Below are 25,021 nucleotides of genomic sequence, written 5' to 3' on the forward strand. Positions count from 1 at the left end.
TAAATCGCAATAATTTTTACGGATTTACCATTGTTTCTTCTCAAATTTAAATAATCTTTATTGATTTAATCACATTTTCAAATAGAAATCTTTGGTTAAATTAATATAATCTTCGGTGTATTGATGTCGTGAAGTTTCAATGATTAATGCTTCTTTTTTTATTTCGCTTTTATGAAATGAAAATTCAATCAAGCTACGTTTTCTTTCTGAAGTTGGTGTACCTTTTACATGCAAAATCCGATTTGGAAAAAGCTCGAATCTAGATGCGATTTTGATAAATTCAAGTTCTTCTTTAAAAGGTATGACCACCGAAAAAACACCTTCATTAGATAATAACATAGCCACACATTCATTTAAATGTGCAAAAGACATGGCATCTTGAAAACGGGCCAAATTACGCTGTTTGTTATCACCTTGATAATTTTCAGAATAAAAAGGAGGATTACAAATTATCAAATCATATTTATCGTCAATTTCATCGGCAAATTCTTCAATTGAAGCGTGGTAACAAAAAAGCCTATCACCCCATGGCGATTGTTCAAAATTATCCACGCATTGCTCGTAGGCGTTGTTGTCAATTTCCAAAGCATCAATAATTTCAGCTTGACAACGTTGGGCGAGCATCAGCGACAAAACACCAGTTCCAGCACCAATATCTAATATGGAAAATGGATTTTGCTTTATAGTTGCCCAAGCCCCAAGTAATACTCCGTCGGTGCCAATTTTCATCGCGCACCTTTCTTGGTTTACGCTAAATTTTTTGAATAAAAAAGTAGATTGCGGCATTTGTGATGGTATGTTAAAAGTGTCGGTTGTAAAACGTTAAAATGTTTTAAATTTTATAAAACAGTGTTAAAATAAGGCTAATTAGTCATCTTTATTTTAGTTTAGAGTCGTATATAAAAAAAGCCTAAAAATGATTCAAGGAATAAAGGTAATGAGGAATAAAGAGAAAGTGTTGAAAAAGTTAAACGATTTGTTGGTTACCAACAACGAACTTGAAAATATTTATGAAGAAGCCTTGAAGGCAAGTGAGGACGATTCCCTGAAAATTTTTTTTGAGGACAGAAAGGAAGACCGTAAAACTTATAATGAACAATTAATTTTGGAGATAGAGAATTTAGTTGGAGATTCTAATTTCTCAAAAACTGTAGGCAAAGATTCTTATAAAGTGTCGATGAATTTTAGAGGCTTAATTTTTTTAAAAAATCATAGTCTCATTGTTAAAGAAGTATGCAGAATAAAGCAAATAAGTATAAATAAATATAACGCTTTGTTAAGCGAATTAAACTTGCCATTGTCGGTATGCAAATTGCTATCTGAGCAACGTGATAATATCCAATCTCATATGAACGCCATAAAACGCTTAGAGCATCTAATTGTAAAGGAAGTTTAAGGTTAAATTCGATAAAGTGCTGGTTGTAATATAGTTAAAATGGCAAAAAGCCATCAAAAAGTTGGAAAATTGTAAGGTTTTAACTAATTTCCTAAGCTCAACACTTTTATGCATCCGATTTTATTAACCCTAAACCCCCCAAAAAACGATGAAAAATTCAAATCCAACTATTGCTCAATTAAATGAACTTTTAGCCATTAATTATGAAGCGGAAAAAGTCTATTTACATGCTTTAAATCAAGTTGAAAGTGAAGATTTAAAACATTTTTTTAGAGCTAGGGCCTTTGAAAGAAGTGAGTTTTGTCGGTTTCTTGGTGCCGAAATTATTCAAAAGGGAGGGCAGCCAGAGTACCTCGACCAACGGAAAGGTGGTTTTGATAAGCTCTGGGTCAAGTTTAAGCAAGTTGTTTCCAAAAAAGACGAGTATGCCATTTTTGACGAAGTCTGTAAAATTAAGACTTGGAGTGTCAAGAAGTACAACAAGGTTCTGAAAAAATTCAGGTTCTCTGAAAATATTTCGCAGTTGTTGCAAAATCAGCGAGATACACTTGAAAGAAGTATGCATTCTATGCAAATTGGAAATAGGAGAATTGCTTAAAAAAGCTAGTAGAAAAAACAAAGGCCAACCTTTTAAGGTTGGCCTTTGTTTTTTCTGCTTTTTATATTCTATTGAATATATAGGTCAATCAGTCCCTCTGGTGTTTCAACTAGAATAGTTTTTTTGTCACGGTCTACTTTAATGATAAATTCATCATTCATAGGAATCAAAATTTCCATCCCATCTCTATCTATTTCAAAAACGGCTTGTGCTGTAGAATCGTTTATGGCTTTTATGATGCCCACTTTACCGAAATTAATATCTTCAATAGTAAAATTAATTACCTCGTGGAAATAAAATTTGTTACCCTCTAGCTTTGGTAGCAATTCTAATGGCAGGAACATTTTACTTTTCATGATAGAATCGGCATCTAGCTCAGTGTCAACATCTTCGAATTTTATGCGGAGCAAATCAGATTTATGTAATTGCGATTTTTCAATAAAAAACGGAACAAGATTGTTACGGAGCTCTAAAAAAATAGCATCCAAATTTTCGTAAATTTCGGGTTGGTCGGTGTCAAGTTTCGCTAAAACTTCACCCTTAAAACTGTATTTTTTAACAATTTTCCCTAGATAAAAACAATCTTCTTTATTCATGACATTTTTTTTGTCAACCTCAACTCGTTTCAGGTTCTAATAATAGTTATGATGTTTTTTTGAGATGCTGAAACAAGTTCAGCATAACACAAAAAACTTTTTTGCATAAAAAACTCCGATAGTTACCCATCGGAGTTTAAAAGTATAAAAAATAAATTTTTATTCTTCTTCGTTTGAAGCTTCAGCTTCAGCAGCAGGAGCATCCTCTTCAGTTGCTTCTTCTTCAACTACAGGAGCTGCGGCAGCAATTCTAGCTTCGTTAACTGCTTTTTCAGCAGCTAAGGCCTCAGCTTTAGCTTTAGCTTCAGCTTCGGATAAACCATCAGCTTTAGCTTGAATCTTAGCTTCTTTTTCCTCTGCCCAAGCTTTGAATTTTTCTTCTGCTTGTTCTTCGGTTAAAGCACCTTTTCTAACGCCGCCTACAAGATGGTTTTTTAACAACGCACCTTTGTAAGATAAAATATTCTTAGCAGTGTCAGTTGGTTGAGCACCATTTTGCAACCATTTTACAGTACCATCAATGTTTAATTCAACAGTTGCTGGGTTGGTGTTAGGATTGTAAGCGCCTAATTTTTCAAGGTATTTACCATCTCTTTTAGCGCGCGCATCTGCGGCTACGATCCAGTAATAAGGTTTTCCTTTTTTACCGTGTCTTTGTAATCTAATTTTTACTGGCATAATAATTAATTATTTGAGGTTCTCGACCTCGGTTATTAATGAGGGCGCAAAGATACTTTATTATTTTTAATAAACAATGCTTTTTTTGAAACGAAATTTAAGGCTATTAGTATTGATATTTAAAACAATAGGCAAACTGGTGTAGGCGATTTTATGTCATGTAAAAAAGACAATGTCCCGTTTTTTTGGTTCACTTTAAAAACAGAAATATTATTGCTTTTTCTGTTGGCTGCCAGTAGAAATTTTCCCGAAGGATCTAATGTAAAGTTCCTAGGCCAATTACCATGAACGCTAATATTCTGTATCTTTTTTATTTTGCCATTTCGGATATTTCTTTTGAACACGCAAATAGAGTTCTCGCCTCGGTTAGAGCCGTACAAAAAACGCTCGTTATTTGATAAATGAATGTCTGCACAAGAGTTTTTACCTTGATAATCATCACTTAGAGTAGTGTCGAAATCTATTTTTTTAAATCCTTTTTTCGTTTTTTTAACTGAATTTATCGAACTGCCATATTCGTTAATGATATAAATGAATTTTCCATTTTCACTAATTGAAAAATGTCTGGGACCTGGGTTGTCCGGCATATCAACAATTTTAGGATTTGCTAGTTCATATTGGTTGTTTTTCAATTGGTAATGGTACACGGCGTTCCTTCCTAAATCGGCAACAAATAGGTCGTTTTTAAAAATTTGGGCAGAATGCGCATGCGATTTTTCGTTATCAATATTATGGTCAAAAACTTGGGTGGCTTCACTTAAAGCACCAGCGTTGTTAATATTATAAAGTGAAACCGTTCCGCCATTATAATTAGAGACCACTACTTTTGTTCCTGATTCATTAACTGCAATATGGCAAGGGGATTTTCCATGACTATTTGCCATGTTTATTAATGTAAGCGTGCCATCGTTATTAATTTTGTAAGCAGTAACATAATCTGATTTTTCAGAATTAGACGATCGGTTTACCGAATACATAAACTTTCTGTTTGGAGAATAAGCCAAAAAATTTGGGCTTTCGATGCTCATTGCTAACGTTTCGTTGGTGATTTGGCCATTTTCGGTGTTGAATTCGTAACGGTAAATGCCCTCGCTGTCTTCATCGGTAAAAGTACCAACATAAAGCGGAATGTTTTGCGAATAAGCACTTCCTAGATTGATTATAAAAAACAGCGCGGCTAAAAAAGTTTTCATATACGATTGGTATTTTTTCAAAAATAAAGTTTTTATTTTTAAGTGCTTTAATATGTTGTTGAGCATATTTGTTAAAATGAAACGGTTGGTTGTTAAATAAAAGATTTATCCGCTAAAGTTTGTTAAAAAACTTGACTTTTATGGTCTTGTACCTTATCTTTTTAAAGCCGATGTGAAACAATACACATCCTTAAAGAATATATTGAAATTTAAAAAATGAAAAGGATATTATGAAGTACACTGAAGAAATTTCAAACAAATTGAATGAATTATTAGTAAAGAATTATGATGCTGAAAAAGGCTATATTAATGCTGTTGAAAACGTTGAATCTCCAACCTTAAAAATCTTTTTTCAACGCAGAGCGAGAGAGCGAAGCGAATTTGCAAAAGAACTAAGGACAGAAATTTTACGATATGGGCAAGAACCCAAAGAATCGGGAAGTTTTAAAGGAGCCGTTCATAGAAATTGGATGAGTTTAAAATCCTTATTCAGTTCCAACGATGAAGAAGCCATTCTTGAAGAAGCCATTAGAGGCGAAGAATCCAGCCTTGAAGAGTACAATGAAATTCTCAAGGATAAAACGCTGCCCCCAAGTATTGACTCTCTGTTAATTAATCAGAAAAAAGCCATACAGGCAGCCATTAATACCGAAAAAGTACACGAAGAATTAGTGTCTTAAAATACTTTAGTTGGTTAGTGTAAAACACCTAATCTTGGAAAATGCCAAGTTGGGTGTTTTTTTTGTTCAAAACTCATAACAACTTCAATTTAAAAACCTATCATTTCTATGTATTTTTATGCTCTTCGTTTTACCTAAAACGGCTAACACATCAATTCATAAATATTAAGGAATGTACTTAATTTTCGATACAGAAACTACCGGATTACCAAAGCGCTGGGATGCACCAATAACAGATGTAGACAACTGGCCACGCTGTATTCAAATAGCCTGGCAGCTACACGATGCTATGGGAAATTGTATTGAAAGTCAAGATTATTTAGTGAAACCAGATGGGTTTAATATTCCGTATGATGCTGAGAAAATACACGGTATTTCAACCCAATTAGCCGAAGAGCAAGGTGTGCCATTGGCAGAGGTGTTAGAAAAGTTTAATGCTGCTTTGAAGAAAACGAAGTTTGTGATTGGGCAAAATGTTAAGTTCGATTTGAATATTATGGGTGCCGAATTTGTACGTGGTAATGTTGAAAACCCACTGCAAGAATTACCCGTTTTAGATACCTGTACTGAGCATACGGCACAATTGTGCCAAATCCCTGGAGGGCGCTATGGTAAGTTTAAATTACCAACTTTAACTGAGCTACACGAACATTTATTTAATGCCCCTTTTGCCGAAGCGCATAATGCTACTGCCGATGTTGAGGCTACAACCCGCTGTTTTTTAGAACTCATCCGCTTAGAAGAATATACCAAGGAAGAACTGGATGTTGAACCCGATTATTTTAAAAATTTCAAGGAAGTCAATCCTTCTGAAATTCAACTTATTGGGCTTAAGCACATTAATTTAAAAAAGGAAAGTGCCAAAATACAGGAGCGCATTAAAAAAGCGTTTGAAACGAGTCTTTCAACCGAAGATCTCAAACAAAACAGGTCGGAATTGGCCGATGTTGAGTTTGCACACCTACACAACCATTCGCAGTTTTCGGTGTTGCAATCTACCATGAGTGTCGCCGATTTGGTAAGTGCTGCAGCCAAGCATAATATGCCTGCTGTAGCCTTGACCGATCATGCTAATATGATGGGGGCTTTTCATTTTGTAAATGCTGTGAGCAACCATAACAAAGGTGTAAAAGCAAAAATTGAAGCCGCCCAAGAAACAGGTGAGCAGGTTGATGCCAAAGAGATAAAACCTATTGTGGGTTGTGAGTTTTTTGTTTGTGAAGACCATACCGATAAATCCCGAAAAGATAACGGTTACCAAATCGTGCTTTTGGCAAAAAACAAAAACGGTTACCATAATTTGGCAAAATTGTCGTCTCATGCTTTTGTTGATGGATTTTATTATTTGCCACGAATTGATAAAAAACTTATTCAGCAGTACAAAGAAGATATTATTGTTCTTACCGGTAACCTATACGGTGAAGTACCCAGCAAAGTGTTGAATGTTGGAGAAAATCAAGCTGAGGAAGCCTTGCTTTGGTGGAAACAAGAATTTGGCGACGATTTGTACGTTGAATTGATGCGCCATAACCAAGAAGACGAAAATCGCGTTAATCCCACTTTAGTTGAACTGGCTAAAAAACACGAAGTAAAGCTGGTTGCGACAAATAATACCTATTATCAAAATAAAGAAGATGCCAACGCACACGATATTTTATTGTGTGTTAAAGACGGGGAAAAGCAGGCAACACCAATAGGTCGCGGTCGCGGTTACCGTTACGGTTTACCCAATCAAGAGTACTATTTTAAGTCTTCCGACGACATGAAAAAATTGTTTCAGGATATTCCGGAAGCAATTCTCAACGTTCAAGAAGTTATTGATAAAGTAGAAGCTTTTGTGTTGGCTCGTGATGTGCTCTTGCCTGCTTTTGATATTCCCGAAAAATTTAAGCACGACGAAGACTTGGTTGATGGGGGAAAGCGTGGTGAAAATTCATATTTACGTCACCTTACCTACGAAGGAGCCAAAAAGCGTTATGGCGAACCACTTTCTCAAGAAGTTACGGAACGTTTGGATTTTGAGCTTAGTGTTATTGAAAATACAGGGTATCCGGGCTATTTCTTAATTGTGGAAGATTTTATTCGTGAGGCTCGAAAGATGGATGTTTCGGTGGGACCCGGTCGTGGCTCTGCAGCAGGGTCTGTAGTGGCATACTGCCTTTGGATTACCAACATTGACCCGATGATGTATGATTTGCTTTTTGAGCGTTTCCTTAATCCAGACCGTGTGAGTATGCCAGATATCGACATCGATTTTGATGATGAAGGCCGAAGTCGGGTGATGGATTACGTGATTGAAAAATACGGGGCTAACCAAGTGGCACAAATTATCACTTACGGAACGATGGCTGCAAAGTCTTCCATTCGTGATACGGCCCGTGTATTGGATTTGCCACTTTTTGATGCCGATAGAATAGCGAAGCTTATCCCTAATATGTCTAAGCTGAACAAAATTTTTGGTTTGGATGAAAAAGAATTGGGAAAGAAATTTAGGGCTGAAGATTTAGAAAAAATTAACGAGCTTTTAAATATTGCCGATGGTAGCGATTTACAGGCTGAGACCGTAAACCTAGCTAAGGTACTAGAAGGCTCGGTTAGAAATACAGGAATTCATGCCTGTGGAGTTATTATAACACCCGATGATATTACCAAGTTCGTTCCTGTTTCCGTGGCCAAGGATTCCGATTTGTATGTTACCCAGTTTGATAACTCGGTAGTGGAATCAGCAGGGCTTCTAAAAATGGATTTCTTAGGGTTAAAAACACTCACCTTAATTAAAGATACGGTTAAGATTGTTAAAGCAAAGCATGGTGTTCAATTAGATCCCGAGTCTTTTCCGCTTGACGATGAAGAAACCTATGCTTTGTTCCAACGCGGTGAAACCGTTGGGGTGTTCCAATACGAATCGCCCGGCATGCAAAAACACCTCCGCGATTTAAAACCCACCGTTTTTGAAGATTTAATTGCGATGAATGCTTTATATCGTCCAGGGCCTATGGAATATATTCCAAGTTTCGTTCGTAGAAAACACGGTGATGAGGACATTGAGTACGATTTGCCAGCCATGGAAGAGTACCTCAAGGAAACCTACGGGATTACGGTTTATCAAGAACAGGTAATGTTACTGTCGCAAAAATTGGCCGATTTCACAAAAGGTGAAGCCGATGTTTTGCGTAAGGCCATGGGTAAAAAACAAATTGCGGTACTCGCAAAAATGAAACCCAAATTTATCGAACAGGCCGGTGCCAATGGCCATGATGCCAAAGTTTTAGAGAAAGTCTGGAAAGACTGGGAAGCCTTTGCGAGTTACGCCTTCAATAAATCGCACTCTACCTGCTATGCTTGGATTGCCTATCAAACGGCTTATTTGAAAGCCCACTATCCCGCAGAATACATGGCGGCTGTACTTTCCAATAATATGAACGATATTAAGCAGGTAACATTCTTTATGGAAGAATGTAAGCGCATGAAATTGGATGTACTTGGTCCCGATGTTAACGAAAGTTACTATAAGTTCTCGGTGAATAAAGATGGTGCGGTACGTTTTGGAATGGGTGCCATTAAAGGTGTTGGCCATGGTGCAGTAATGACTATTGTTGAAAACAGAAAAGAAGATGGCCATTATAGATCTATTTTCGATTTGGCTAAACGCATTGATTTGCGCGCAGCCAATAAAAAAGCTTTTGAAAATTTGGCTCTAGCTGGAGGCTTCGATAGTTTAGGTGATACCCACCGTGCACAATATTTTCATGATGAAGGCGATGGAATCACTTTCTTAGAAAAGGCCATCAAGTATGCGCAAAAGCACAAAGAGAATGAAAATTCGGCACAGGTAAGTTTGTTTGGAGAAGCCAGTGAAGTTCAAATTGCCGAGCCAGAAGTGCCGCCGTGCGAAGAGTGGGGCACTATGGAAAAACTAAGCAAAGAGCGCGAAGTAGTTGGTGTTTATATTTCTGGGCATCCGTTGGATGATTTTAAACTTGAAATGAAAACTTTTTGCAATGCCAAAGTGGGGATGTTCAATAATTTGGAGCCTTATGTGAATCGTGAGCTTGTCTTTGGTGGCGTGGTTACCGATGTACAACATCGCGTAAGTAAACAAGGAAAGGGCTGGGCATTATTCACTGTTGAAGATTATACAGATAGTTATGAGTTCCGAGTTTTTGGTGAGGAATATTTAAAATTTCGTCACTTTTTAATGAACAACAATTTCGTATTTGTAAAGACATTTGTTCGTGAAGGTTGGATAAACAAAGACACAGGTAAACGCAGCGATCCTAGGTTGCAGTTTAATAATTTTCAGTTGTTACATGATGTTATGGAACAGTATGCCAAAAAACTTTCTATACAGATCGAAATTAATGATTTGAATGAACAGAAAATAACAGCATTAAAGGAGCTTGTTAGTTTACATCCAGGAAATAAAGTGCTCAATTTTGTGATTTACGACACCAAAGAAAAGATGAAACTGAATATGCCCAGCCGAAGGCAAAAAGTAAAAGTGAGCCAAGAATTGATAAATGAATTACAAGCCCAAGATGTGAGGTTTAAGTTAAACTAATTGTTTGTGGTCATTATTAGGCGTTACATTAGAAACGACATAAGAATAGGCCGAAATATTTTTTTTAAGTTTTACCGTTCTTCAAACTCTGGGCAATCAAGCCGAATGTCGGTGTTTAATAATTCTTTTTCAAGTAGATTACAGAAATGTTTATTTTCAGTATTCTCGTAAAACTTACAGCCATAACAGGTGCGCTGTACAGTTAAAACGCCAGTTCGATTGAGCTTATAAATAAGCAGACTTAGCGTTTTAAAGGTGTCTTCCAGTTCGTTATTGTCTATATTTTCTAATTGTGCTTTTAAGGGTTGGGCAAAATTTTCAGTTTCAGAAATTATGTTTACACCGGATCCCGCTAGTTGTATAGCGTAGCTTCTACTGTCGGTTGAAGAAGTTACTTTTTTAATCAGTTCTTTTTTTTCCAATACCCGAACCGCATCACTTATGGTGGGCTTCGTAACGTTAAATTCTTTGGCTAGGTGACTCACATTACAAAACTCCAATTTATGGTAATTGATAAAAATGAGTATTTGAATTTGAATGGGGCTTAAACCTAATAATTTTGCCTTTTCCCAAAGTAAAACTTTAAATACTTCTGAAATACGCTCTAAACCCGCCACAATTTTACTGGATAGGTTTTGCTGCTGAAAATCTGGATTGAATATACTGTCGCTCATAAAATTAAAAGTCCCCTAGGTAACGGGACAAAGTTAGTAATCCTAATTAAACTAATGGCAATTTTCCATTTCAATAATTGCATAACTATTTTTTTTAATGGAGGCAATTATTGATTCTGTGGCTTGTTCTATATGGCAAAGCCGACATTCGTTTGCGGTTAATTGCGAGGTTTCAAATGGCTTGGTATTTAGATAGTGCTTGCCGAAGTTAAAAATGGTTTCTTGGTCTTTTAGTTCGATAGGTACAAGAATATCTAAATGTATTATCGTGCCGTTGCTTCGTTTTACATAAGTTTCCCAAACTGCAATTTTCATCTAGTTTAGTTTTTAGAAGTTAGGATTCCTTTTGTAAGATAGGAATCCTAACTAATTTGGTTGAAAATTATCCTTTTACATCGGCCATTGAAGCACCAAAGTTAATATGGAGAACATTGCCGTTAGGGGTAACCAATGCAGGTACAGATTTTACTCCAGCGTTTTCGGCTTCTGGAATTCTGGAGGCACTTTCGGAAAAATGTACGATTTCTACATTTTCAGATCCAATTAAATTTACAATGTCGTGCTCTGCACTGAGACAAACTGGGCATCCAGCGTGATAGAAAATTGACTTACTCATAATGTTATTTTTTTAAGAATTAATAAAATAATATAACAAATATAGTAAGGAATCCTAACTAATAAAAATATTCAGGTAATTATTTTCTTAAAATTCTTTTGAATTACCTTAATTAGTGCTTGGATGTTTTACCTATTATTTACCAAATCCATCAAATCAACATTATTGCCCAAAAGGATTTCGTTGGGATTAATTCGGCCTTTCATACTGTCATTCTCTAATTTTAAAACACCACGCGGACAAACAGCAGAGCAAATGCCACAACCAACACAGCTGGAACGAACAATGTTTTCGCCTTTTTGGGCATAAGCCCTAACATCTATTCCCATTTCACAATAGGTGGAGCAGTTCCCGCAAGAAATACACTGTCCGCCATTGGTTGTAATCCTAAATTTTGAAAATAACCGTTGCTGAAAACCTAAAATAGCGGCCATAGGGCATCCAAAACGACACCACACACGGTTACCAAAAATGGGGTAGAACCCAGTGCCAATCACCCCAGAAAAAATGGCGCCGATTAAAAACGAATAGGAAGAACGTAGAGTTTCACTTTTAAATAAAAATAGTTTGGTTTCCGAGCTAAACAAGTGAATCCCGATTAGAACGATTATAATCACAAAATAACCAATGGCTCCGTATTTTGCGTCTTTTCCTAATTCTTTTCTCTTAAAAATCATGGTTAGTGCAAAAACCAAAGTTAAAAACCCAGCAACCGAAAACAGAAAGACATCACGGGTTAACCAATATTTATTTGGGTCGTAGCCCAAATACGTATAAATAACGGCAGTAGTCATTAGCACCACAAAAACTAGAACACTGTGAATAACCCATCGCTCTACACGCCAGGCAAAAAGGCTTTTATCACTTAATTGCCTGAATGAGTCTCCGGCAGTTTCGGCCAATCCACCGCAACCGCAAACCCACGAGCAGTACCAGCGTTTTCCAAATTTATAGGTAAGAATAGGTGTGATGACAAAAACAGATAGCACACCGAAAATAAGCATAGCTAAACCAATGGTCCCTCCATTTATAAACGAGTTTATCCGGTACTGTTCAAAGTTGTAATAGTTGAGTGGCCAAATGTTTTTGAGGTCGTAATAAGGTAAATCAGAATTCATAACATACATGAATTCGGGTATTAAGAAGGCAAAGGCCAATTGAAAAAACATCACAGAAATAGTACGGATTTGTTCGTATTTATTGTGGCGGTATTTGAGTATAAATTTATATCCGAAAATTAAAATAGCCACGGTATAAAGTGTTCCGTAAACAAACCACTGGCTCGCTGGTCTTCCACTTAAAAATTGACTTAAGGGATCGAACAATGAAATTAGTCCAGTATTAGCCTCCCCAGAAGGTGTTTGCCCCAAATATTGCGGATAAAAATAGAGCACAATATAAAAGCAAGTCAGAACAATACCAGTAGCCCAGGCCAAAACACCTCTTGAAGAAATGGATTTAAACCAAACCGCATCATTTTTAATGCCTTCTAATTTGGTTAAATACAAATCGTTCGAAAATATTATAGTGGCAATAGTGATAAGCCCTAAAGCTAAAGTTAAGAACAAGGTTTTATTAGGGAAATTCAAATTGAATAAAGCCAGAGCTAAAATAAAAAGACCAACAGAACCGATAAACACGGCTATTTTTTGTTTAGTTGATAAATGACTTATTTCGGGTTTGGTTAATGACATATCACGAGAACATTAATGATTTTTAAACAGTTTCTGGAGTTTTAATTTCCTTATGATAGGCTATAAAAATATCTTTTTCATAGTTTTTATAAAACTCGGGGTCGAAGTTGGCTTCAGTTAAATGTTGCATCACGTAATCTAAATCACGTTTTTCGTTTAGCCATTTATCAATAACCTCATGGCGCATCCTAATTCCGAAGGTGTTTATGCCTAAAAATTCATTTGAGTTTTGGTTATAGCAAACTGTAATGCATTTGGTGTCGTCTTCATATTTCCAATGGAAGTGGGCTTCATTTCCCCTTGGTTTATTAAAAACCCAGCCATAGGTTTGATATTCAATGTCTAAAAATTTTGCGGAATTAAACCAATGTCCGGGGTTGTATTGAATACGGTTCCCGCAAATGGTTTGAGCTACGGTTTCACCCATCATGCGTCCGGTGTACCAAACGGCTTCAATTGGGCGACGCTGGCCAATGGGTTCATGTTGTTCGGCGCAATCACCTATAGCATAAATATTTTCAATATTCGTTTCTAAAAAGCGATTTACTTTTACGCCTTTGCCCGTTTCGATACCAGAATTTTTTAAAAAATCAATATTTGGTGATACGCCAGGGGTCAACCCTACCACATCGCACAGTATTTCTTCACCTGTTTCTTTAATAATTACAGACTTCACTTTGCCGTTTTCATCCGATTTTATTTCTCTTAAATTGGTGCTTAAGCGTAAATCGATGTGATGGTTTTTTATATGCCGGTTTATCATTTCGCTTTCACCTTCTGGTAAAACACCGTTCCAAAAACTAGATTCTCGAACTAAAAATGTCACAGGAATATTTCTTGAATTCAGCATTTCGGCCAGTTCAATTCCAATAAGCCCCCCACCAACAATTACGGCTCTTTTGCAAGTTTGGTTGTTCGGTGCATAATGTTCTAGGTTTTCTAAATCCTGTTTGTGGTACATGCCCATAACACCTTTTAAATCTTGGCCGGGCCATCCAAATTTGTTGGGTTTGCTGCCTGTGGCAATAATAAGTTTATCATATTTTAATGTATCGCCATCATCAAAATGGAGCGTCTTGGCGTCTGAATCAATTGATTTTACAAAACCTTTTTTTAGGTCGATGTTGTTTTTCTTCCAAAACCAATTTTCGTAGGGTTGGGTGTGCTCAAATTTCATATGCCCCATGTACACATACATTAGCGCTGTACGCGAGAAAAAATAATCTGTTTCAGCAGAAATAATAGTGATTTTTTTATTGGAAATTTTTCTAATATGTCTTGCAGCGGTAACGCCAGAAATGCCGTTTCCAATAATAGCAATATGTTCTTCCATATTTTGTTGGTTATGCCCTAATTGGTCGAAGCTAAAGATAATAACTTATAGTGAGCCTATTAATTTAGAACGACTTTAAATTTAGAAGTCATTGTAAGTATTATTAAATTTTATAGACATGAAAAACCCTATACAGTAAATGTAAGTTATCTAACATTTTATTCGACTTAAAAGCCGTTACTTGTAAATCAATTAACGACGGAATGAAAAAACTAAAGACACTTTTTGTATTTGTAATGATTACATTTGTGGGCTTTTCACAAGAAGACCCAGAAACTGACCAACGGAGTAACATCCAGACCTACACACCTTCTAAGCTCTTGAAAAAAGGACAGTGGGATATAAAATGGTTTAATAATTTATACACGGAAACCAAGGATTTATTTGGAACGAATGGAGCAAAACAAAGCATTCCCAGAAACACATTTTTTACGTCTACCGTTGATATTTTTTCGGGCATTTCGGATAATAATAATTTTAACATAGGGGTGTTATTAGAGTTTAGGTCCAACGTTATTAATGGCCGTAAGGCCTTCGATGTGTTTAAATTTGATGGGGAACCTGGTTCAGCGCGCTCTGGTTTTACTTCTTTCGCTCCTGCAATAAAATTTAACCCGATAAAAAGTATTTCAAATTTTACGGTTCAAACGGCTTTTCATATTCCTCTAGTCGATAATGAGGTTGAAAATAATGTGTATTTAGATCAAAAAGGGTTGATTCTTCAAAATAGATTCTTTTATGATTACAGTTTTTCCAATGGCGATTGGCAGTTGTTTTCCGAGCTGAATACCGAATTTAATTTTGGAAAAAAAATAGAAAGAGATATCAATGGAGCTCAAATTGGAGGCAGTTTTGCCAATAATAGTTTGAGGTTAACCCCTGGGGTGTTTTTAAGTTATTTCCCCAGTTCAAAATTCACTGTTTTGGCCTTAGCGCAACACTCACAGTTGTTAGATTTAGGTAATAATTTTTCACAAGATTTCACAGCTTTGGGCGGTGGCGCTAAGTATCAAATAAGTGAAGTTTTAAATATTGAAGCGCTTTACACCAACTTTGTTAGAGGCACGAGTACAGGTCTTGGAGAAACTTTTAATATAGGGCTGAGAGCCTTGTTTTAAGATTTAATAGTAAATTAGGAACTTAAACGATTTTTATGAATAAGCTTAAGTTCTTATTGTTAATTCTAAGTTTTCAATCCTGCGCCGCACAAATCCAAAAAATAAATGGCGTAAGTTTCGTGGCTTCTAGAGACACAATCAACAAAAGCCATGTAAGTTATGTAGTTGAAATTAATGCTAATTACGCCGCTGTAATGCCGTTTGGTTTCATTAAAAATTTGGAGCATCCAGAAATAATTTTTAATACTAAAAGACAATGGTTTGGTGAAACTAAGAGAGGAGCTAAACAATATGTTAATACCTTAAATGAGCAAGGCATTAAAATTATGCTAAAACCACAAATTTGGGTATGGCGCGGTGAATTTACGGGACGTATTAAAATGAATAGTGAAGCCGATTGGGAGCTTCTAGAAAACTCATATTCAAAGTTTATTTTGGAGTTTGCGCAACTGGCCCAAGAAATGAAAGTCGATATATTTTGCATAGGCACCGAACTTGAAAAATTTGTTGAACACAGGCCAGAATATTGGAGTCAATTAATTGATGAAGTTAAAGAAATATATCACGGAAAACTTACTTATGCTGCGAATTGGAATGAATTTAATAAGACACCTTTTTGGAGCATGTTGGATTTTATAGGAATTGATGCTTATTTTCCCGTTAGCAATAGTAAAACCCCAACTGTAAAGGAATGTTTAAAGGGCTGGGAACCGCATAAAAAACTGATTATTAAAACAGCAAAACAATATAATAAACCCATTTTGTTTACAGAGTTTGGCTATAGAAGTGTTGATTATTCAGGACTAGAGCCTTGGAAAAGTGACCGGAGCATGACGGAAGTAAATCTCGAGGCCCAGACCCATACCACGCAAGCCTTGTTTGAAACATTTTGGAGTGAAGATTGGTTTGCCGGTGGGTTTATTTGGAAATGGTATCATAATCATAATAAGGCAGGAGGCAAGAATAATTCAAGATTTACGCCTCAAAATAAACCAGTTGAAGCCTTAATAAAAAAACAGTTTAGTTTAAATGAGTAATGCATTACGTTTTTTTTTAACACTAGGGTGTTTGGTCATGGCATTACAAAATATCGAAGCTCAAGATAAGTTTATAAGCGATTTAAAAATCCAGGGAAACAAGAGATTAAAAACGTCTTTCATAAAACGAATATCCTCAATAAAAAGCGGCGAGGTTTTAGACTCTTTGGTTATTGAACTAGATATAATTCGGTTGAAACGTTTGCCTTCGATATCCCACGCGTCTTACCAAGTTTTTCCTGTCGAAGAAAATCAGTATAATGTATACTATAATATTGTTGAAAATTTTACGCTTATTCCATCAGTTAATGTTTATACTACTGATGAAGACGAGTTTGCTTATCGCCTCGGTTTGTATGAGTTTAATGTTTTAGGGCGAAATATTATTTTTGGGGGATTTTATCAAAAGGATATTTATAGTTCCTATGCCCTAAATTTTCGAGCACCGTATTTATTTTCAAACCGGTTAGGACTTGCCTTAAATTTTCAAGATTTAACAACGCAAGAACCAGTTTTCTTTGATGATGAAACCGCCAATTACAAATACCGAAATAAGTCAATTGAAATTATGGGCCTATTTCAATTTGATTTAAAAAACAGACTGGAATTAGGCTTAAACTATTTTATAGAAGATTATAGCTTTAAAGGTGAAAACATTAATAACAGACCAGAATTGAATGTGCATAAATGGTTGTTAAAAGGAATTTATGATTACAACAAATTGGACTATTTCTATCAGTATGTTACTGGGACAAGGAATCAGTTTAATTTTCAATATGTGACTTCTACCAACGATATGTTGCCCGATTTTTTTATTGGTTGGAACGATTTTTTTTATTTTAAAAGATGGGGTGAAAAAGGAAATTGGGCCACAAGAATGCGAGTGGGGTTTTCAACAAATGATAAAACACCGTTTGCCCCTTTTTCCGTTGATAATAATTTAAATGTTAGAGGTGTTGGAAATACTATAGATAGAGGAACTGGTACTATAGTTTTTAATACAGAATTAAGGCAAACACTTATTGAAAAAGGGTGGTTTGTTTTACAGGGCAATGCTTTTATTGATGCGGGTTCTTGGCGAAACCCTGGTGGTGATTTAAGTGATTTTACAAAGATGGAAAACATGAAGGTTTATCCCGGTTTGGGCCTAAGGTTTATTCATAAAGAAATTTATAACGCTATTTTTAGAATTGACTACGGCTATGGCATTACTAAAAATGCCAGTAAGGGTTTTGTTTTTGGTATTGGGCAGTATTTTTAACCGTTATTCCAATATTAAAACTAAATCATCTGCATTGACCATAATTCCTGCTTTTAAAGCAATTTTCTTAACCGTTGCAACTGCATTCGCCGTAATGGTGGTTTCCATTTTCATAGCTTCGATAATGAACAAGGGTTGGTTTTTTGCTACTTTTTCACCACGTTTTACCAAAATGGTTGACAACATACCTTGAAGCGGTGCGCCAATTTGGTTACTGTCTTCTTTGTCAACCTTAGCATGTTCAACCTTTTCAACTTTTATAGCATTGTCTTTAATTTCAACGCTTCGCCCTTGTCCGTTTAATTTGAAATATACCGTTACCATACCGTCACTGTTTGGTTGTCCAATAGATTCTAAGGTGATAAGTATGCGTTTCCCTTTGTCGATTTCTACGATGATTTCTTCACCTATTGCCATGCCGTAAAAGAAATTTTTAGAAGGCAAATTCATCAGGTTATCGTATTTTAAATGTTTGTTATATGCATCGGTAAACACTTTGGGGTATAGTTGATAAGATAGAAAATCGGTATATTCAATCGTTCTACTCAAATCCTGTTCAAATATCTTTTTGAAATCTTTGTACTCTTGTTCCAAATCTAACGGCGGCATATGTGCGTTAGGTCGGTCAGAATATGGTGTTTGGCCTTTTAAAATGATTTTTTGAAGGTCTTTTGGAAACCCACCGACTGGTTGTCCCAAATCACCTTTGAAAAAATCAACCACCGATTGCGGAAAGGATAAAGTTTCCCCTTTTTCAAGAACATCTTGAATGGTGAGATGGTTGCTCACTAAAAATTGCGCCATATCCCCCACTACTTTCGAACTAGGCGTTACCTTAATAATATCGCCAAAAAGTTGGTTGACATCGCTGTACATTTGGGTAATTTCATGAAACCTGTCTTCCAGACCAAGAGCACGTGCCTGTGGTTTTAAATTGGAATATTGTCCGCCAGGAATTTCATGTTTAAAAACCTCACCCGAACCTGCTTTTAGGCCCGATTCAAAAGGGTAATAATATTCCCTAACGGTTTCCCAATAATTGGAATATTCGTTTAAGGAATCAATATTGATATGGCTTGCTCTGTCCTGAAACTTGAGCATTTCAACCACCGAATTAAAATTGGGCTGGGAAGTTAAACCTGATAATCCTCCTAAGGCCACATCTACCACATCAACACCCGCTTCAATAGCTTTTAAATAAGTAGCTGCCTGAATGGAAGAAGTGTCATGGGTATGCAAATGCACAGGAATTTTCAGTTCAGATTTTAAAGCTGAAATTAATTCGTAAGCGGCATAAGGTTTTAATAAGCCCGCCATGTCTTTTACGCCCAAAATATGTGCACCTGCGTTTTCAATGTCTTTGGCGAGATTAACGTAATATCTTAAATCGTATTTTTTATTCGCAGGGTCTAAAATATCGTTAGTGTAACAGATAGACCCTTCCGCTAAACCTTGTGTTCGCGTGCGTACGTGCTCGATACATGGTCCAAGAGATTTCATCCAATTTAAAGAATCGAAAATCCTGAATACATCAACACCGTTTTCCCAAGCATGTTCAACAAATTCACCAATTAAATTATCTGGGTACGCCTTGTAACCCACACCATTTGAACCTCTAATAAGCATTTGTAATAGTAGATTGGGCATCGCTTTTCGTAATAGGCGCAAGCGTTCCCAAGGGTTTTCTTGAAGAAATCGTAAGCATACATCAAATGTAGCACCGCCCCAAACTTCCATGCTAAAAATATCGGGGTGGTTTTTGGCGTACCCCTCAGCTACTTCCAGCATATCGAAAGTACGCATTCGGGTAGCCAATAAACTTTGGTGGGCATCGCGCATGGTGGTGTCAGTAAAATGAACTTTCTTATCATTTTTTAGCCATTCAGCGAATTTGTCCGGTCCTAATTTGGTTAACAAGTTTTTTGTGCCTTCGGGGTGTTCCGCATAAGCTTCAAACTTGGGTACTTTTGGCTTTACAAAGGTTTTAGAGTGGTCGATTTCTTTAACATCAGGATTACCGTTAACAATAATATCACCCAAATAAGTGATTAGTTTTGTGGCTCTATTTCTAGGGGCTTTAAACTCAAATAAGTCTGGGTTTTGTTTTATGAAATTAACGGTGACCTTACCCTGCCGAAAGGTTTCGTGTTTTAGAATATTGTCGAGAAACGGCATATTGGTTTTTACCCCTCGAATTCTGAATTCAGCCAGCGCCCGACGAATTTTTCTGCTGGCACCGTCCAGGGTTCTGCTATTCGCAGTAACCTTGACTAACATAGAATCAAAAAATGGTGAAATTTTAGCGCCTTGATAAATGCTTCCAGCATCCAATCGGATACCGAAACCTGATGCGCTCCGGTATGCAGAAACCGTTCCGTAGTCTGGTTTGAAATCGTTCTGTGGATCCTCTGTAGTAATACGACATTGCAGGGCATAGCCATTTATTTGTATCGATTCCTGATTGGCAATTTTTATTTGTTCATCGCTGAGTTTGTAACCGCCAGCAATAAATAATTGGGTTTTTACTAAATCGATGTTGGTAATGACTTCTGTAACGGTATGTTCAACCTGAATTCTAGGATTAACCTCAATAAAATAGATGGAATTATCATCGTCAACTAAAAACTCTACGGTACCAATATTATTATAATTTACAGCCTTACAGATCTTTAGGGCATAATTGTAGAGTGCATTTTTGGTTTCCTCTTTTAAACCGAATGATGGCGCAAACTCAATCACTTTTTGGTAGCGTCGTTGCACCGAACAATCACGCTCAAAAAGATGCACGGTATTCCCATGGCTATCGGCCACTATTTGTATTTCAATATGCTTTGGGTTTTCAACAAATTTTTCTAAAAAAACGGTATCATCTCCAAAGGCATTTAAAGCTTCACGTTTACTTTCGGTATAAGCTTTTTTTAGTTCTTCTTCGTTTCTAATAACACGCATACCTCTTCCCCCACCACCAGAGGCCGCTTTAAGCATAATAGGGTAGCCAATTTTTTTGGCCTCGGAAACAGCAATTTTTACATCCTTTAAAGGTTTTTCGTTACTTTTAATAATGGGTATTTGGTTTGCAATGGCTACTTCTTTTGCAGTGATTTTGTCACCCAAGGATTTTAAAACTGATACCTTTGGCCCGACGAAAATAATACCGCTGTCTTCGCAAGCTTGTGCAAAATTGGCATTTTCAGAAAGGAAACCGTAACCGGGATGAATGGCATCGGCACCATTTTCAATGGCAATTTTTATAATCGCATCAATATCTAAATAAGGTTTTAGCGGTTCGTTGTCGTCGCCAATTTGGTAAGATTCGTCCGATTTGTATCGATGTAGCGAATAGCGGTCTTCATAGGTGTAAATACCAATGGTTTTTACATTAATTTCGGTACAGGCTCTAAAGATTCTAATGGCAATTTCGCCACGGTTGGCAACTAAAACTTTTTTTATTTTCATGCGATGTATTAGTTAGTTTTGTAAATAGCTTGCATAAAATACGAATTTTAGTTAGTGATTGTAAATCATTTTTAAACATAATTTAATATTCCACTTGATTATTATGTTATGAAACCCTTAGTTTTGCCGAAAACAATATGAGATTATGCGAGTTTTAGCAATAGGAGATATTCATGGCGGATTAAAGGCCTTAATACAGGTTTTAAATAAAATGCAAGTTAACGATGAAGATGCCCTTATTTTTATGGGTGATTATGTGGACGGTTGGAGTGAATCGGCACAAGTCATTCAGTTTTTAATCGAACTTTCTGAAAAAATAGATTGTGTATTTATAAAAGGGAATCACGATGTGTGGTGCGAAGAATGGTTACGTGATGGCGATGTAAACCCAACTTGGTATATGCATGGTGGAAAAGAAACCATGGAAAGTTACGAAGGGTTTTCAAATGGGGCTAAAAAGATACACTTGCAGTTTTTTGAGAATCTGAAGATGTACCATTTGGATGACAAAAACCGATTGTTTTTGCACGCGGGATTTACATCGATGCATGGCGTTGAAAAGGAAGTATTTCAAACCACATTGTATTTTGACAGAACCCTTTGGGAAATGGCCTTAACCATGGATAAAAGTATTGAAAAAGATTCACCGTTATTTCCAAATAGATTAAAACATTACAGCGAAATTTATATTGGGCACACACCAACCACAAATTTTAATTCTGACCTGCCGATGAATGCCACCAATGTTTGGAATATTGATACGGGCGCTGCATTTAAAGGGAAATTAACGGGTATTGATATTAACACCAAGACGTTTTGGCAAAGCGATAATTTGCCGATTTTATACCCGAATGAATCGGGGCGGAATAAGGTGTAAGTCTTATAATTAGCTATTATGGGGAAGCTTATAACTTACTTTATGACTATCTGGTATTCGTCGAATTCAGCAATCAGATAAATAAGGAGTCCTTTTTATTCACTAATATTAATTATTTGATAAGCTTCAGCTGTTCCGTCGCCGTTAGAATACCCTTTAAATTCAATTGTAGATTTTTTCTTCAACAAATAACTGGACTTGCCTGAAATATTCCCTGAATATGGCAAAAGTGTTACTGGGGTTTCCTTTAAATTGGTTATTTTAAATTTTTTGTTGTAAAAATTTCTGGGAAGAACTAAGGTGTTCAATGGAGAATTAGATGGTAAAATAAAGGTATCTTTGGTTAAATCCCATAAATCGGAATTTTGGTTTTGAATTTCAAATGAGCCCCCAACTTGAAGGTTTTGACCTATGCTCATATTTTGATACACATCAAAGTATCTTTGACCAAACTTGTACAAATCAACTCCATCAAAATGGACATTAATTCCTGGTCCTGATTTAACAGTGTTTAAACCTTCTGATCTCACGTAAGCCACATATTTTCTGCTTATTACATTTTCATAACATAGAGCGGCTGCTCTCCAAATTTTATAAACAGGGTAATCATGAACTATTTCACCAAAAAGAAAGAAATATTTGTCTTTTTCATATTGAGGCAAAGACTCAAGCAAATCCAATCTTGCGTTCAATTTAAAAATATAATTTGGGTCTTGCGAATTGCTTTCCCCTTGATGCCATAAGTGAACGTTTACTTTTGTAATTCCGGATGCTTGTATTTGGTCTACTAACATTTGATGCCTGTCCACACTTCCTTTTTTTATCCATTCTTCGATGGGCTTGCCTCCTAATGCATTTAAAATTATCTTAACAACACCTCCATAAGTTTCTTGATATTTTCGAGCAAAATGAAAATAAATGTTATCATAATTTGGTTTTAAAATTTCCCAATTAGATTTAGAATTATTCCATATAAAAACATTTTTGTTTGGCTTTATATCGAAGGGAACTATATTGGGGTCTGTAGCTGTCATGTTACTTTGCCCTTCTGCTATGATGACAAATTCTTTTTTAGAGTTGATTTTCACCTCTTTGTCTGAAAAATCACCTGCATGATCATGAGTGCCAATAGCAAATGATACAATAGTAAAAAAGAATGTAATTGCAGATAAAGTTTTTATTTTCATTATGTTACATTTTAGTCTTTTGTGATTCCATTGGGAAAACTTACGATATTTGATTTTTGTAAAATTATACAATTAAACCTTTTAATTATTATAATAAAATATTTTACTTTACTTCTTTTTGGAATAATAGTTCATTCCAAAAATTTAATTTATAAATATCAACTAAAGTTATAGTTGTTTTTTTTTATAATAATCTTGTAAGCTTTCTGCCTCAGCCCCAAACCACTTTCTCACATAAATAGACCAATAGAGGTATTGCAATTTCCAGATACCGTGTTTTCGGTACATTCTAGCTGAAGTATATAATTTTTTGTTGATGACGGTAAACTGATTTTGGGAGTACAATTCATTGATTAAAATGTTATCCTCATAAATGAGATATTGTTCATCATACCCGTCAATTTCATTAAAAAGTTTTTTGGTAATAAATTGACTTTGATCACCACCTCGGCAGGCTCGCCAATTAAATTGGGTAAACCAACTGGCCAATTTAAGCCACCAATGGGTGCTGTCAAATTGCATTCTAAAGCATCCAGCTTTATTTCCCTTTTGTACTTCGTTTATAATAAGTTGGTCGAAATGTTTTGGAGGAAAAGAATCAGCATGTAAAAAATAAAGAATGTTTCCCGTAGCGTGTTTTGCTCCAAAGTTCATTTGTTTGGCTCTGCCTTTTTCAGAATTTAAAAGGGTGACATTTTTAAAATTAGAAACTATTTGTGTTGAATCGTCGGTACTTCCGCCATCAACTACAATAATGTCAGCAATATGGTTTTGGGTTGAATTATCTTTAATGTGCTGAAGCAATTTCGCGATAAATTCAGCTTCATTTAAAATAGGAATGATTATGGAAATTTTATTCATTCAGATCCCAATTGTAATCTTTAAAAGTTTTTTTTGCTTTAGTTGAAATTTCAATATCCGAATACTGATTTAAAAAATCAATCAAACTTCCGTTTTTTTCGAAATCTTTAGAAAACCATTGAAATATTTTTGAAAGCTTTAGCTTATTTTTGGAAATTTCATTTCTGCCTGAATCGTTTAAAAATTCTTTTGTGGCTTTGGTTAGCTGACGATCTAACTGTTCTGCGGTAAAAGCTTCGTTTTGAAGTTTGGGACAAGAAAAAGATGCGCAAACTATAGCGAAATGAATGCGGGGTTCACCCATATTCCGTAATATCTCGTGCTCAATCTCATCTAGATTAAATGATTTTTTACCCAATGTCCATAGACGTTGCTTCCACGGATTTTTTATGTCCTTTATACTTTTAATGGGGTAGTGCTTTAAAATTAAATCAATAGTAAGTGCATTGTATGCATTGATCCAATAGGCTAATTTTTCATTTTCGCTCCAATCCTCATTGGGTGTGTTTTCTCCCAAATAGTTTATGTATTGGGTTATGTCGCCTTGGTTGTTTTTTAAAGATTTGTAGTTAACATTTCCCTTTTCGGAAACATAATCTTTTAATATGTTGTTCCAAGCATCATGACTAACTTTCTGTGCATTGATGTGACTTATTGAAAAGACTAATAAAGCAAAAAAGATGTTTCTCATGATTTTGGTTTTGATAAAGAATACAGTTCTTGTTCAACAAAGTGTTTAGGGAAACTTTCGTCATTTTCAAAGGCCAATTCGATGTCGCGTCCGTTGTACGGTACATAATTGGTTTTAAAGATGTAATCCCAAACACCGAGTGTTAGTCCATAATTTATGCCAAACCTAACTTTTTCAGGAAGTTTTTTGGCGTGGTTCCAAATGTGCATTTTAGGATTGTTAAGAATATACTTTAAAAATTCGTAGTCCCAACCCAGAAAGGCTTAGCTTAAATGCCCAATAGCAATGTGAAAAAATAAACAACAGCAACATTATGCGCACTGTAATTGGCAACTAAAGCCAATGGAATATATAGCAACGATTTGTAAACTCCTGGTTCCATCTAATGGTAGCGCAGGTGGGCGGCAAATCCCATTTCTTTAACCGAGTGTTGTACTTTGTGGAAATTCCAATAACCTAAATAAGAGTTTTTTATAATGTCTAGATATCTATACATGAAAATGCCTTAATAATC

21 protein-coding genes and 1 pseudogene are annotated in these 25,021 nt (G+C 35.8%); 8 read left to right on the forward strand and 14 right to left on the reverse strand.

The window, feature by feature from the left end:
* Positions 1–69: 69 nt before the first annotated feature.
* A complete protein-coding gene (locus ACIEHO_RS10465; protein WP_406971409.1) occupies positions 70–729 on the reverse strand; it encodes a tRNA1(Val) (adenine(37)-N6)-methyltransferase in 660 nt (219 codons plus the stop codon).
* Between the two features lie 187 nt (positions 730–916).
* On the opposite strand from ACIEHO_RS10465, the gene ACIEHO_RS10470 reads away from it, so the two are divergent.
* Positions 917–1,396, forward strand: coding sequence for a DUF2383 domain-containing protein (locus tag ACIEHO_RS10470; RefSeq protein ID WP_406971411.1), 480 nt, complete (start codon positions 917–919; stop codon positions 1,394–1,396).
* 148 nt (positions 1,397–1,544) lie between these two features.
* Positions 1,545–1,994, forward strand: a complete 450-nt coding sequence (locus ACIEHO_RS10475; RefSeq protein WP_406971413.1) for a PA2169 family four-helix-bundle protein — start codon at positions 1,545–1,547, stop codon at positions 1,992–1,994.
* 68 nt (positions 1,995–2,062) lie between these two features.
* Here ACIEHO_RS10475 and rimM read toward each other — a convergent pair whose 3' ends face one another.
* The 3 genes from rimM to ACIEHO_RS10490 form a co-directional block, all read right to left on the reverse strand.
* Positions 2,063–2,590, reverse strand: a complete 528-nt coding sequence (gene rimM, locus ACIEHO_RS10480) for a ribosome maturation factor RimM (RefSeq protein WP_406971415.1) — start codon at positions 2,588–2,590, stop codon at positions 2,063–2,065.
* A gap of 159 nt (positions 2,591–2,749) precedes the next feature.
* The gene (locus ACIEHO_RS10485) at positions 2,750–3,268 is read right to left on the reverse strand and encodes a 30S ribosomal protein S16 (RefSeq protein ID WP_406971417.1); all 519 of its coding nucleotides are present in this window, start codon (positions 3,266–3,268) and stop codon (positions 2,750–2,752) included.
* Between the two features lie 119 nt (positions 3,269–3,387).
* Positions 3,388–4,461: a lactonase family protein gene (locus ACIEHO_RS10490; protein ID WP_406971419.1), complete on the reverse strand. Its 1,074-nt coding sequence runs from the start codon at positions 4,459–4,461 to the stop codon at positions 3,388–3,390.
* 230 nt (positions 4,462–4,691) lie between these two features.
* Between ACIEHO_RS10490 and ACIEHO_RS10495 the strand changes: the two genes are divergently transcribed.
* Together ACIEHO_RS10495 and dnaE are read left to right on the forward strand one after the other, a co-directional pair.
* Positions 4,692–5,141 carry a ferritin-like domain-containing protein gene (locus ACIEHO_RS10495; protein ID WP_406971421.1) on the forward strand — a complete coding sequence of 150 codons (450 nt, stop codon included), beginning with the start codon at positions 4,692–4,694 and terminating at the stop codon, positions 5,139–5,141.
* A gap of 172 nt (positions 5,142–5,313) precedes the next feature.
* Positions 5,314–9,702 (forward strand): DNA polymerase III subunit alpha, encoded by a 4,389-nt coding sequence (gene dnaE / locus ACIEHO_RS10500; RefSeq protein WP_406971423.1) that lies wholly within the window; start codon positions 5,314–5,316, stop codon positions 9,700–9,702.
* 71 nt (positions 9,703–9,773) lie between these two features.
* On the opposite strand, the gene ACIEHO_RS10505 is transcribed toward dnaE, so the two are convergent.
* From ACIEHO_RS10505 to ACIEHO_RS10525, 5 genes are all read right to left on the reverse strand, one after another.
* On the reverse strand, positions 9,774–10,376 hold the full coding sequence (locus ACIEHO_RS10505) for a MarR family winged helix-turn-helix transcriptional regulator (RefSeq protein ID WP_406971425.1): 603 nt from the start codon (positions 10,374–10,376) through the stop codon (positions 9,774–9,776).
* A gap of 51 nt (positions 10,377–10,427) precedes the next feature.
* Entirely contained in the window at positions 10,428–10,691 is a 264-nt protein-coding gene (locus ACIEHO_RS10510; protein WP_406971427.1) for a DUF2024 family protein, read from the reverse strand.
* Positions 10,692–10,758: 67 nt separating this feature from the next.
* The gene (locus ACIEHO_RS10515) at positions 10,759–10,992 is read right to left on the reverse strand and encodes a thioredoxin family protein (RefSeq protein WP_406971429.1); all 234 of its coding nucleotides are present in this window, start codon (positions 10,990–10,992) and stop codon (positions 10,759–10,761) included.
* Positions 10,993–11,120: 128 nt separating this feature from the next.
* A complete protein-coding gene (locus ACIEHO_RS10520; RefSeq protein ID WP_406971431.1) occupies positions 11,121–12,686 on the reverse strand; it encodes a 4Fe-4S binding protein in 1,566 nt (521 codons plus the stop codon).
* Between the two features lie 22 nt (positions 12,687–12,708).
* On the reverse strand, positions 12,709–14,019 hold the full coding sequence (locus ACIEHO_RS10525; RefSeq protein WP_406971433.1) for an NAD(P)/FAD-dependent oxidoreductase: 1,311 nt from the start codon (positions 14,017–14,019) through the stop codon (positions 12,709–12,711).
* A gap of 203 nt (positions 14,020–14,222) precedes the next feature.
* Here ACIEHO_RS10525 and ACIEHO_RS10530 point away from each other — a divergent pair, with 203 nt between their 5' ends.
* From ACIEHO_RS10530 to ACIEHO_RS10540, 3 genes are read left to right on the forward strand one after another with little or no spacing between them, the layout of a single operon-like run.
* Positions 14,223–15,137 carry a hypothetical protein gene (locus ACIEHO_RS10530; protein ID WP_406971435.1) on the forward strand — a complete coding sequence of 305 codons (915 nt, stop codon included), beginning with the start codon at positions 14,223–14,225 and terminating at the stop codon, positions 15,135–15,137.
* A gap of 35 nt (positions 15,138–15,172) precedes the next feature.
* Positions 15,173–16,174 (forward strand): glycoside hydrolase family 113, encoded by a 1,002-nt coding sequence (locus tag ACIEHO_RS10535; protein ID WP_406971437.1) that lies wholly within the window; start codon positions 15,173–15,175, stop codon positions 16,172–16,174.
* Positions 16,167–17,435, forward strand: a complete 1,269-nt coding sequence (locus ACIEHO_RS10540) for a POTRA domain-containing protein (RefSeq protein ID WP_406971439.1) — start codon at positions 16,167–16,169, stop codon at positions 17,433–17,435. The genes ACIEHO_RS10535 and ACIEHO_RS10540 overlap by 8 nt, the downstream gene beginning before the upstream one ends.
* 3 nt (positions 17,436–17,438) lie before the next feature.
* Here ACIEHO_RS10540 and ACIEHO_RS10545 read toward each other — a convergent pair whose 3' ends face one another.
* On the reverse strand, positions 17,439–20,891 hold the full coding sequence (locus ACIEHO_RS10545; RefSeq protein ID WP_406971441.1) for a pyruvate carboxylase: 3,453 nt from the start codon (positions 20,889–20,891) through the stop codon (positions 17,439–17,441).
* Between the two features lie 145 nt (positions 20,892–21,036).
* Between ACIEHO_RS10545 and ACIEHO_RS10550 the strand changes: the two genes are divergently transcribed.
* A complete protein-coding gene (locus tag ACIEHO_RS10550; RefSeq protein WP_406971443.1) occupies positions 21,037–21,768 on the forward strand; it encodes a metallophosphoesterase family protein in 732 nt (243 codons plus the stop codon).
* A 95-nt stretch (positions 21,769–21,863) separates the two neighbouring features.
* On the opposite strand, the gene ACIEHO_RS10555 is transcribed toward ACIEHO_RS10550, so the two are convergent.
* The 4 genes and pseudogenes from ACIEHO_RS10555 to ACIEHO_RS10570 form a co-directional block, all read right to left on the reverse strand.
* Positions 21,864–22,955, reverse strand: a complete 1,092-nt coding sequence (locus ACIEHO_RS10555) for a sialate O-acetylesterase (protein WP_406971445.1) — start codon at positions 22,953–22,955, stop codon at positions 21,864–21,866.
* A gap of 168 nt (positions 22,956–23,123) precedes the next feature.
* A complete protein-coding gene (locus tag ACIEHO_RS10560) occupies positions 23,124–23,816 on the reverse strand; it encodes a TIGR04283 family arsenosugar biosynthesis glycosyltransferase (protein WP_406971447.1) in 693 nt (230 codons plus the stop codon).
* Positions 23,809–24,507, reverse strand: a complete 699-nt coding sequence (locus tag ACIEHO_RS10565) for a DUF547 domain-containing protein (RefSeq protein ID WP_406971449.1) — start codon at positions 24,505–24,507, stop codon at positions 23,809–23,811. The genes ACIEHO_RS10560 and ACIEHO_RS10565 overlap by 8 nt, the downstream gene beginning before the upstream one ends.
* Positions 24,504–24,958 (reverse strand): annotated as a pseudogene (locus ACIEHO_RS10570) (sterol desaturase family protein); the annotation flags it as partial. The gene ACIEHO_RS10565 and the pseudogene ACIEHO_RS10570, both read right to left, overlap by 4 nt.
* Between the last annotated feature and the right edge of the window lie 63 nt (positions 24,959–25,021).

Source organism: Flavisericum labens, from assembly GCF_045446075.1.
GTDB classification, from domain to species: domain Bacteria; phylum Bacteroidota; class Bacteroidia; order Flavobacteriales; family Flavobacteriaceae; genus Flavisericum; species Flavisericum labens.

Bases quoted from the DNA above. Each gene is read 5' to 3' on its own strand.
- ACIEHO_RS10465 (WP_406971409.1), bottom strand. From the start codon at position 729: ATGAAAATTGGCACCGACGGAGTATTACTTGGGGCTTGGGCAACTATA.
- ACIEHO_RS10470 (WP_406971411.1), top strand. From the start codon at position 917: ATGATTCAAGGAATAAAGGTAATGAGGAATAAAGAGAAAGTGTTGAAA.
- ACIEHO_RS10475 (WP_406971413.1), top strand. From the start codon at position 1,545: ATGAAAAATTCAAATCCAACTATTGCTCAATTAAATGAACTTTTAGCC.
- rimM (WP_406971415.1), bottom strand. From the start codon at position 2,590: ATGAATAAAGAAGATTGTTTTTATCTAGGGAAAATTGTTAAAAAATAC.
- ACIEHO_RS10485 (WP_406971417.1), bottom strand. From the start codon at position 3,268: ATGCCAGTAAAAATTAGATTACAAAGACACGGTAAAAAAGGAAAACCT.
- ACIEHO_RS10490 (WP_406971419.1), bottom strand. From the start codon at position 4,461: ATGAAAACTTTTTTAGCCGCGCTGTTTTTTATAATCAATCTAGGAAGT.
- ACIEHO_RS10495 (WP_406971421.1), top strand. From the start codon at position 4,692: ATGAAGTACACTGAAGAAATTTCAAACAAATTGAATGAATTATTAGTA.
- dnaE (WP_406971423.1), top strand. From the start codon at position 5,314: ATGTACTTAATTTTCGATACAGAAACTACCGGATTACCAAAGCGCTGG.
- ACIEHO_RS10505 (WP_406971425.1), bottom strand. From the start codon at position 10,376: ATGAGCGACAGTATATTCAATCCAGATTTTCAGCAGCAAAACCTATCC.
- ACIEHO_RS10510 (WP_406971427.1), bottom strand. From the start codon at position 10,691: ATGAAAATTGCAGTTTGGGAAACTTATGTAAAACGAAGCAACGGCACG.
- ACIEHO_RS10515 (WP_406971429.1), bottom strand. From the start codon at position 10,992: ATGAGTAAGTCAATTTTCTATCACGCTGGATGCCCAGTTTGTCTCAGT.
- ACIEHO_RS10520 (WP_406971431.1), bottom strand. From the start codon at position 12,686: ATGTCATTAACCAAACCCGAAATAAGTCATTTATCAACTAAACAAAAA.
- ACIEHO_RS10525 (WP_406971433.1), bottom strand. From the start codon at position 14,019: ATGGAAGAACATATTGCTATTATTGGAAACGGCATTTCTGGCGTTACC.
- ACIEHO_RS10530 (WP_406971435.1), top strand. From the start codon at position 14,223: ATGAAAAAACTAAAGACACTTTTTGTATTTGTAATGATTACATTTGTG.
- ACIEHO_RS10535 (WP_406971437.1), top strand. From the start codon at position 15,173: ATGAATAAGCTTAAGTTCTTATTGTTAATTCTAAGTTTTCAATCCTGC.
- ACIEHO_RS10540 (WP_406971439.1), top strand. From the start codon at position 16,167: ATGAGTAATGCATTACGTTTTTTTTTAACACTAGGGTGTTTGGTCATG.
- ACIEHO_RS10545 (WP_406971441.1), bottom strand. From the start codon at position 20,891: ATGAAAATAAAAAAAGTTTTAGTTGCCAACCGTGGCGAAATTGCCATT.
- ACIEHO_RS10550 (WP_406971443.1), top strand. From the start codon at position 21,037: ATGCGAGTTTTAGCAATAGGAGATATTCATGGCGGATTAAAGGCCTTA.
- ACIEHO_RS10555 (WP_406971445.1), bottom strand. From the start codon at position 22,955: ATGAAAATAAAAACTTTATCTGCAATTACATTCTTTTTTACTATTGTA.
- ACIEHO_RS10560 (WP_406971447.1), bottom strand. From the start codon at position 23,816: ATGAATAAAATTTCCATAATCATTCCTATTTTAAATGAAGCTGAATTT.
- ACIEHO_RS10565 (WP_406971449.1), bottom strand. From the start codon at position 24,507: ATGAGAAACATCTTTTTTGCTTTATTAGTCTTTTCAATAAGTCACATC.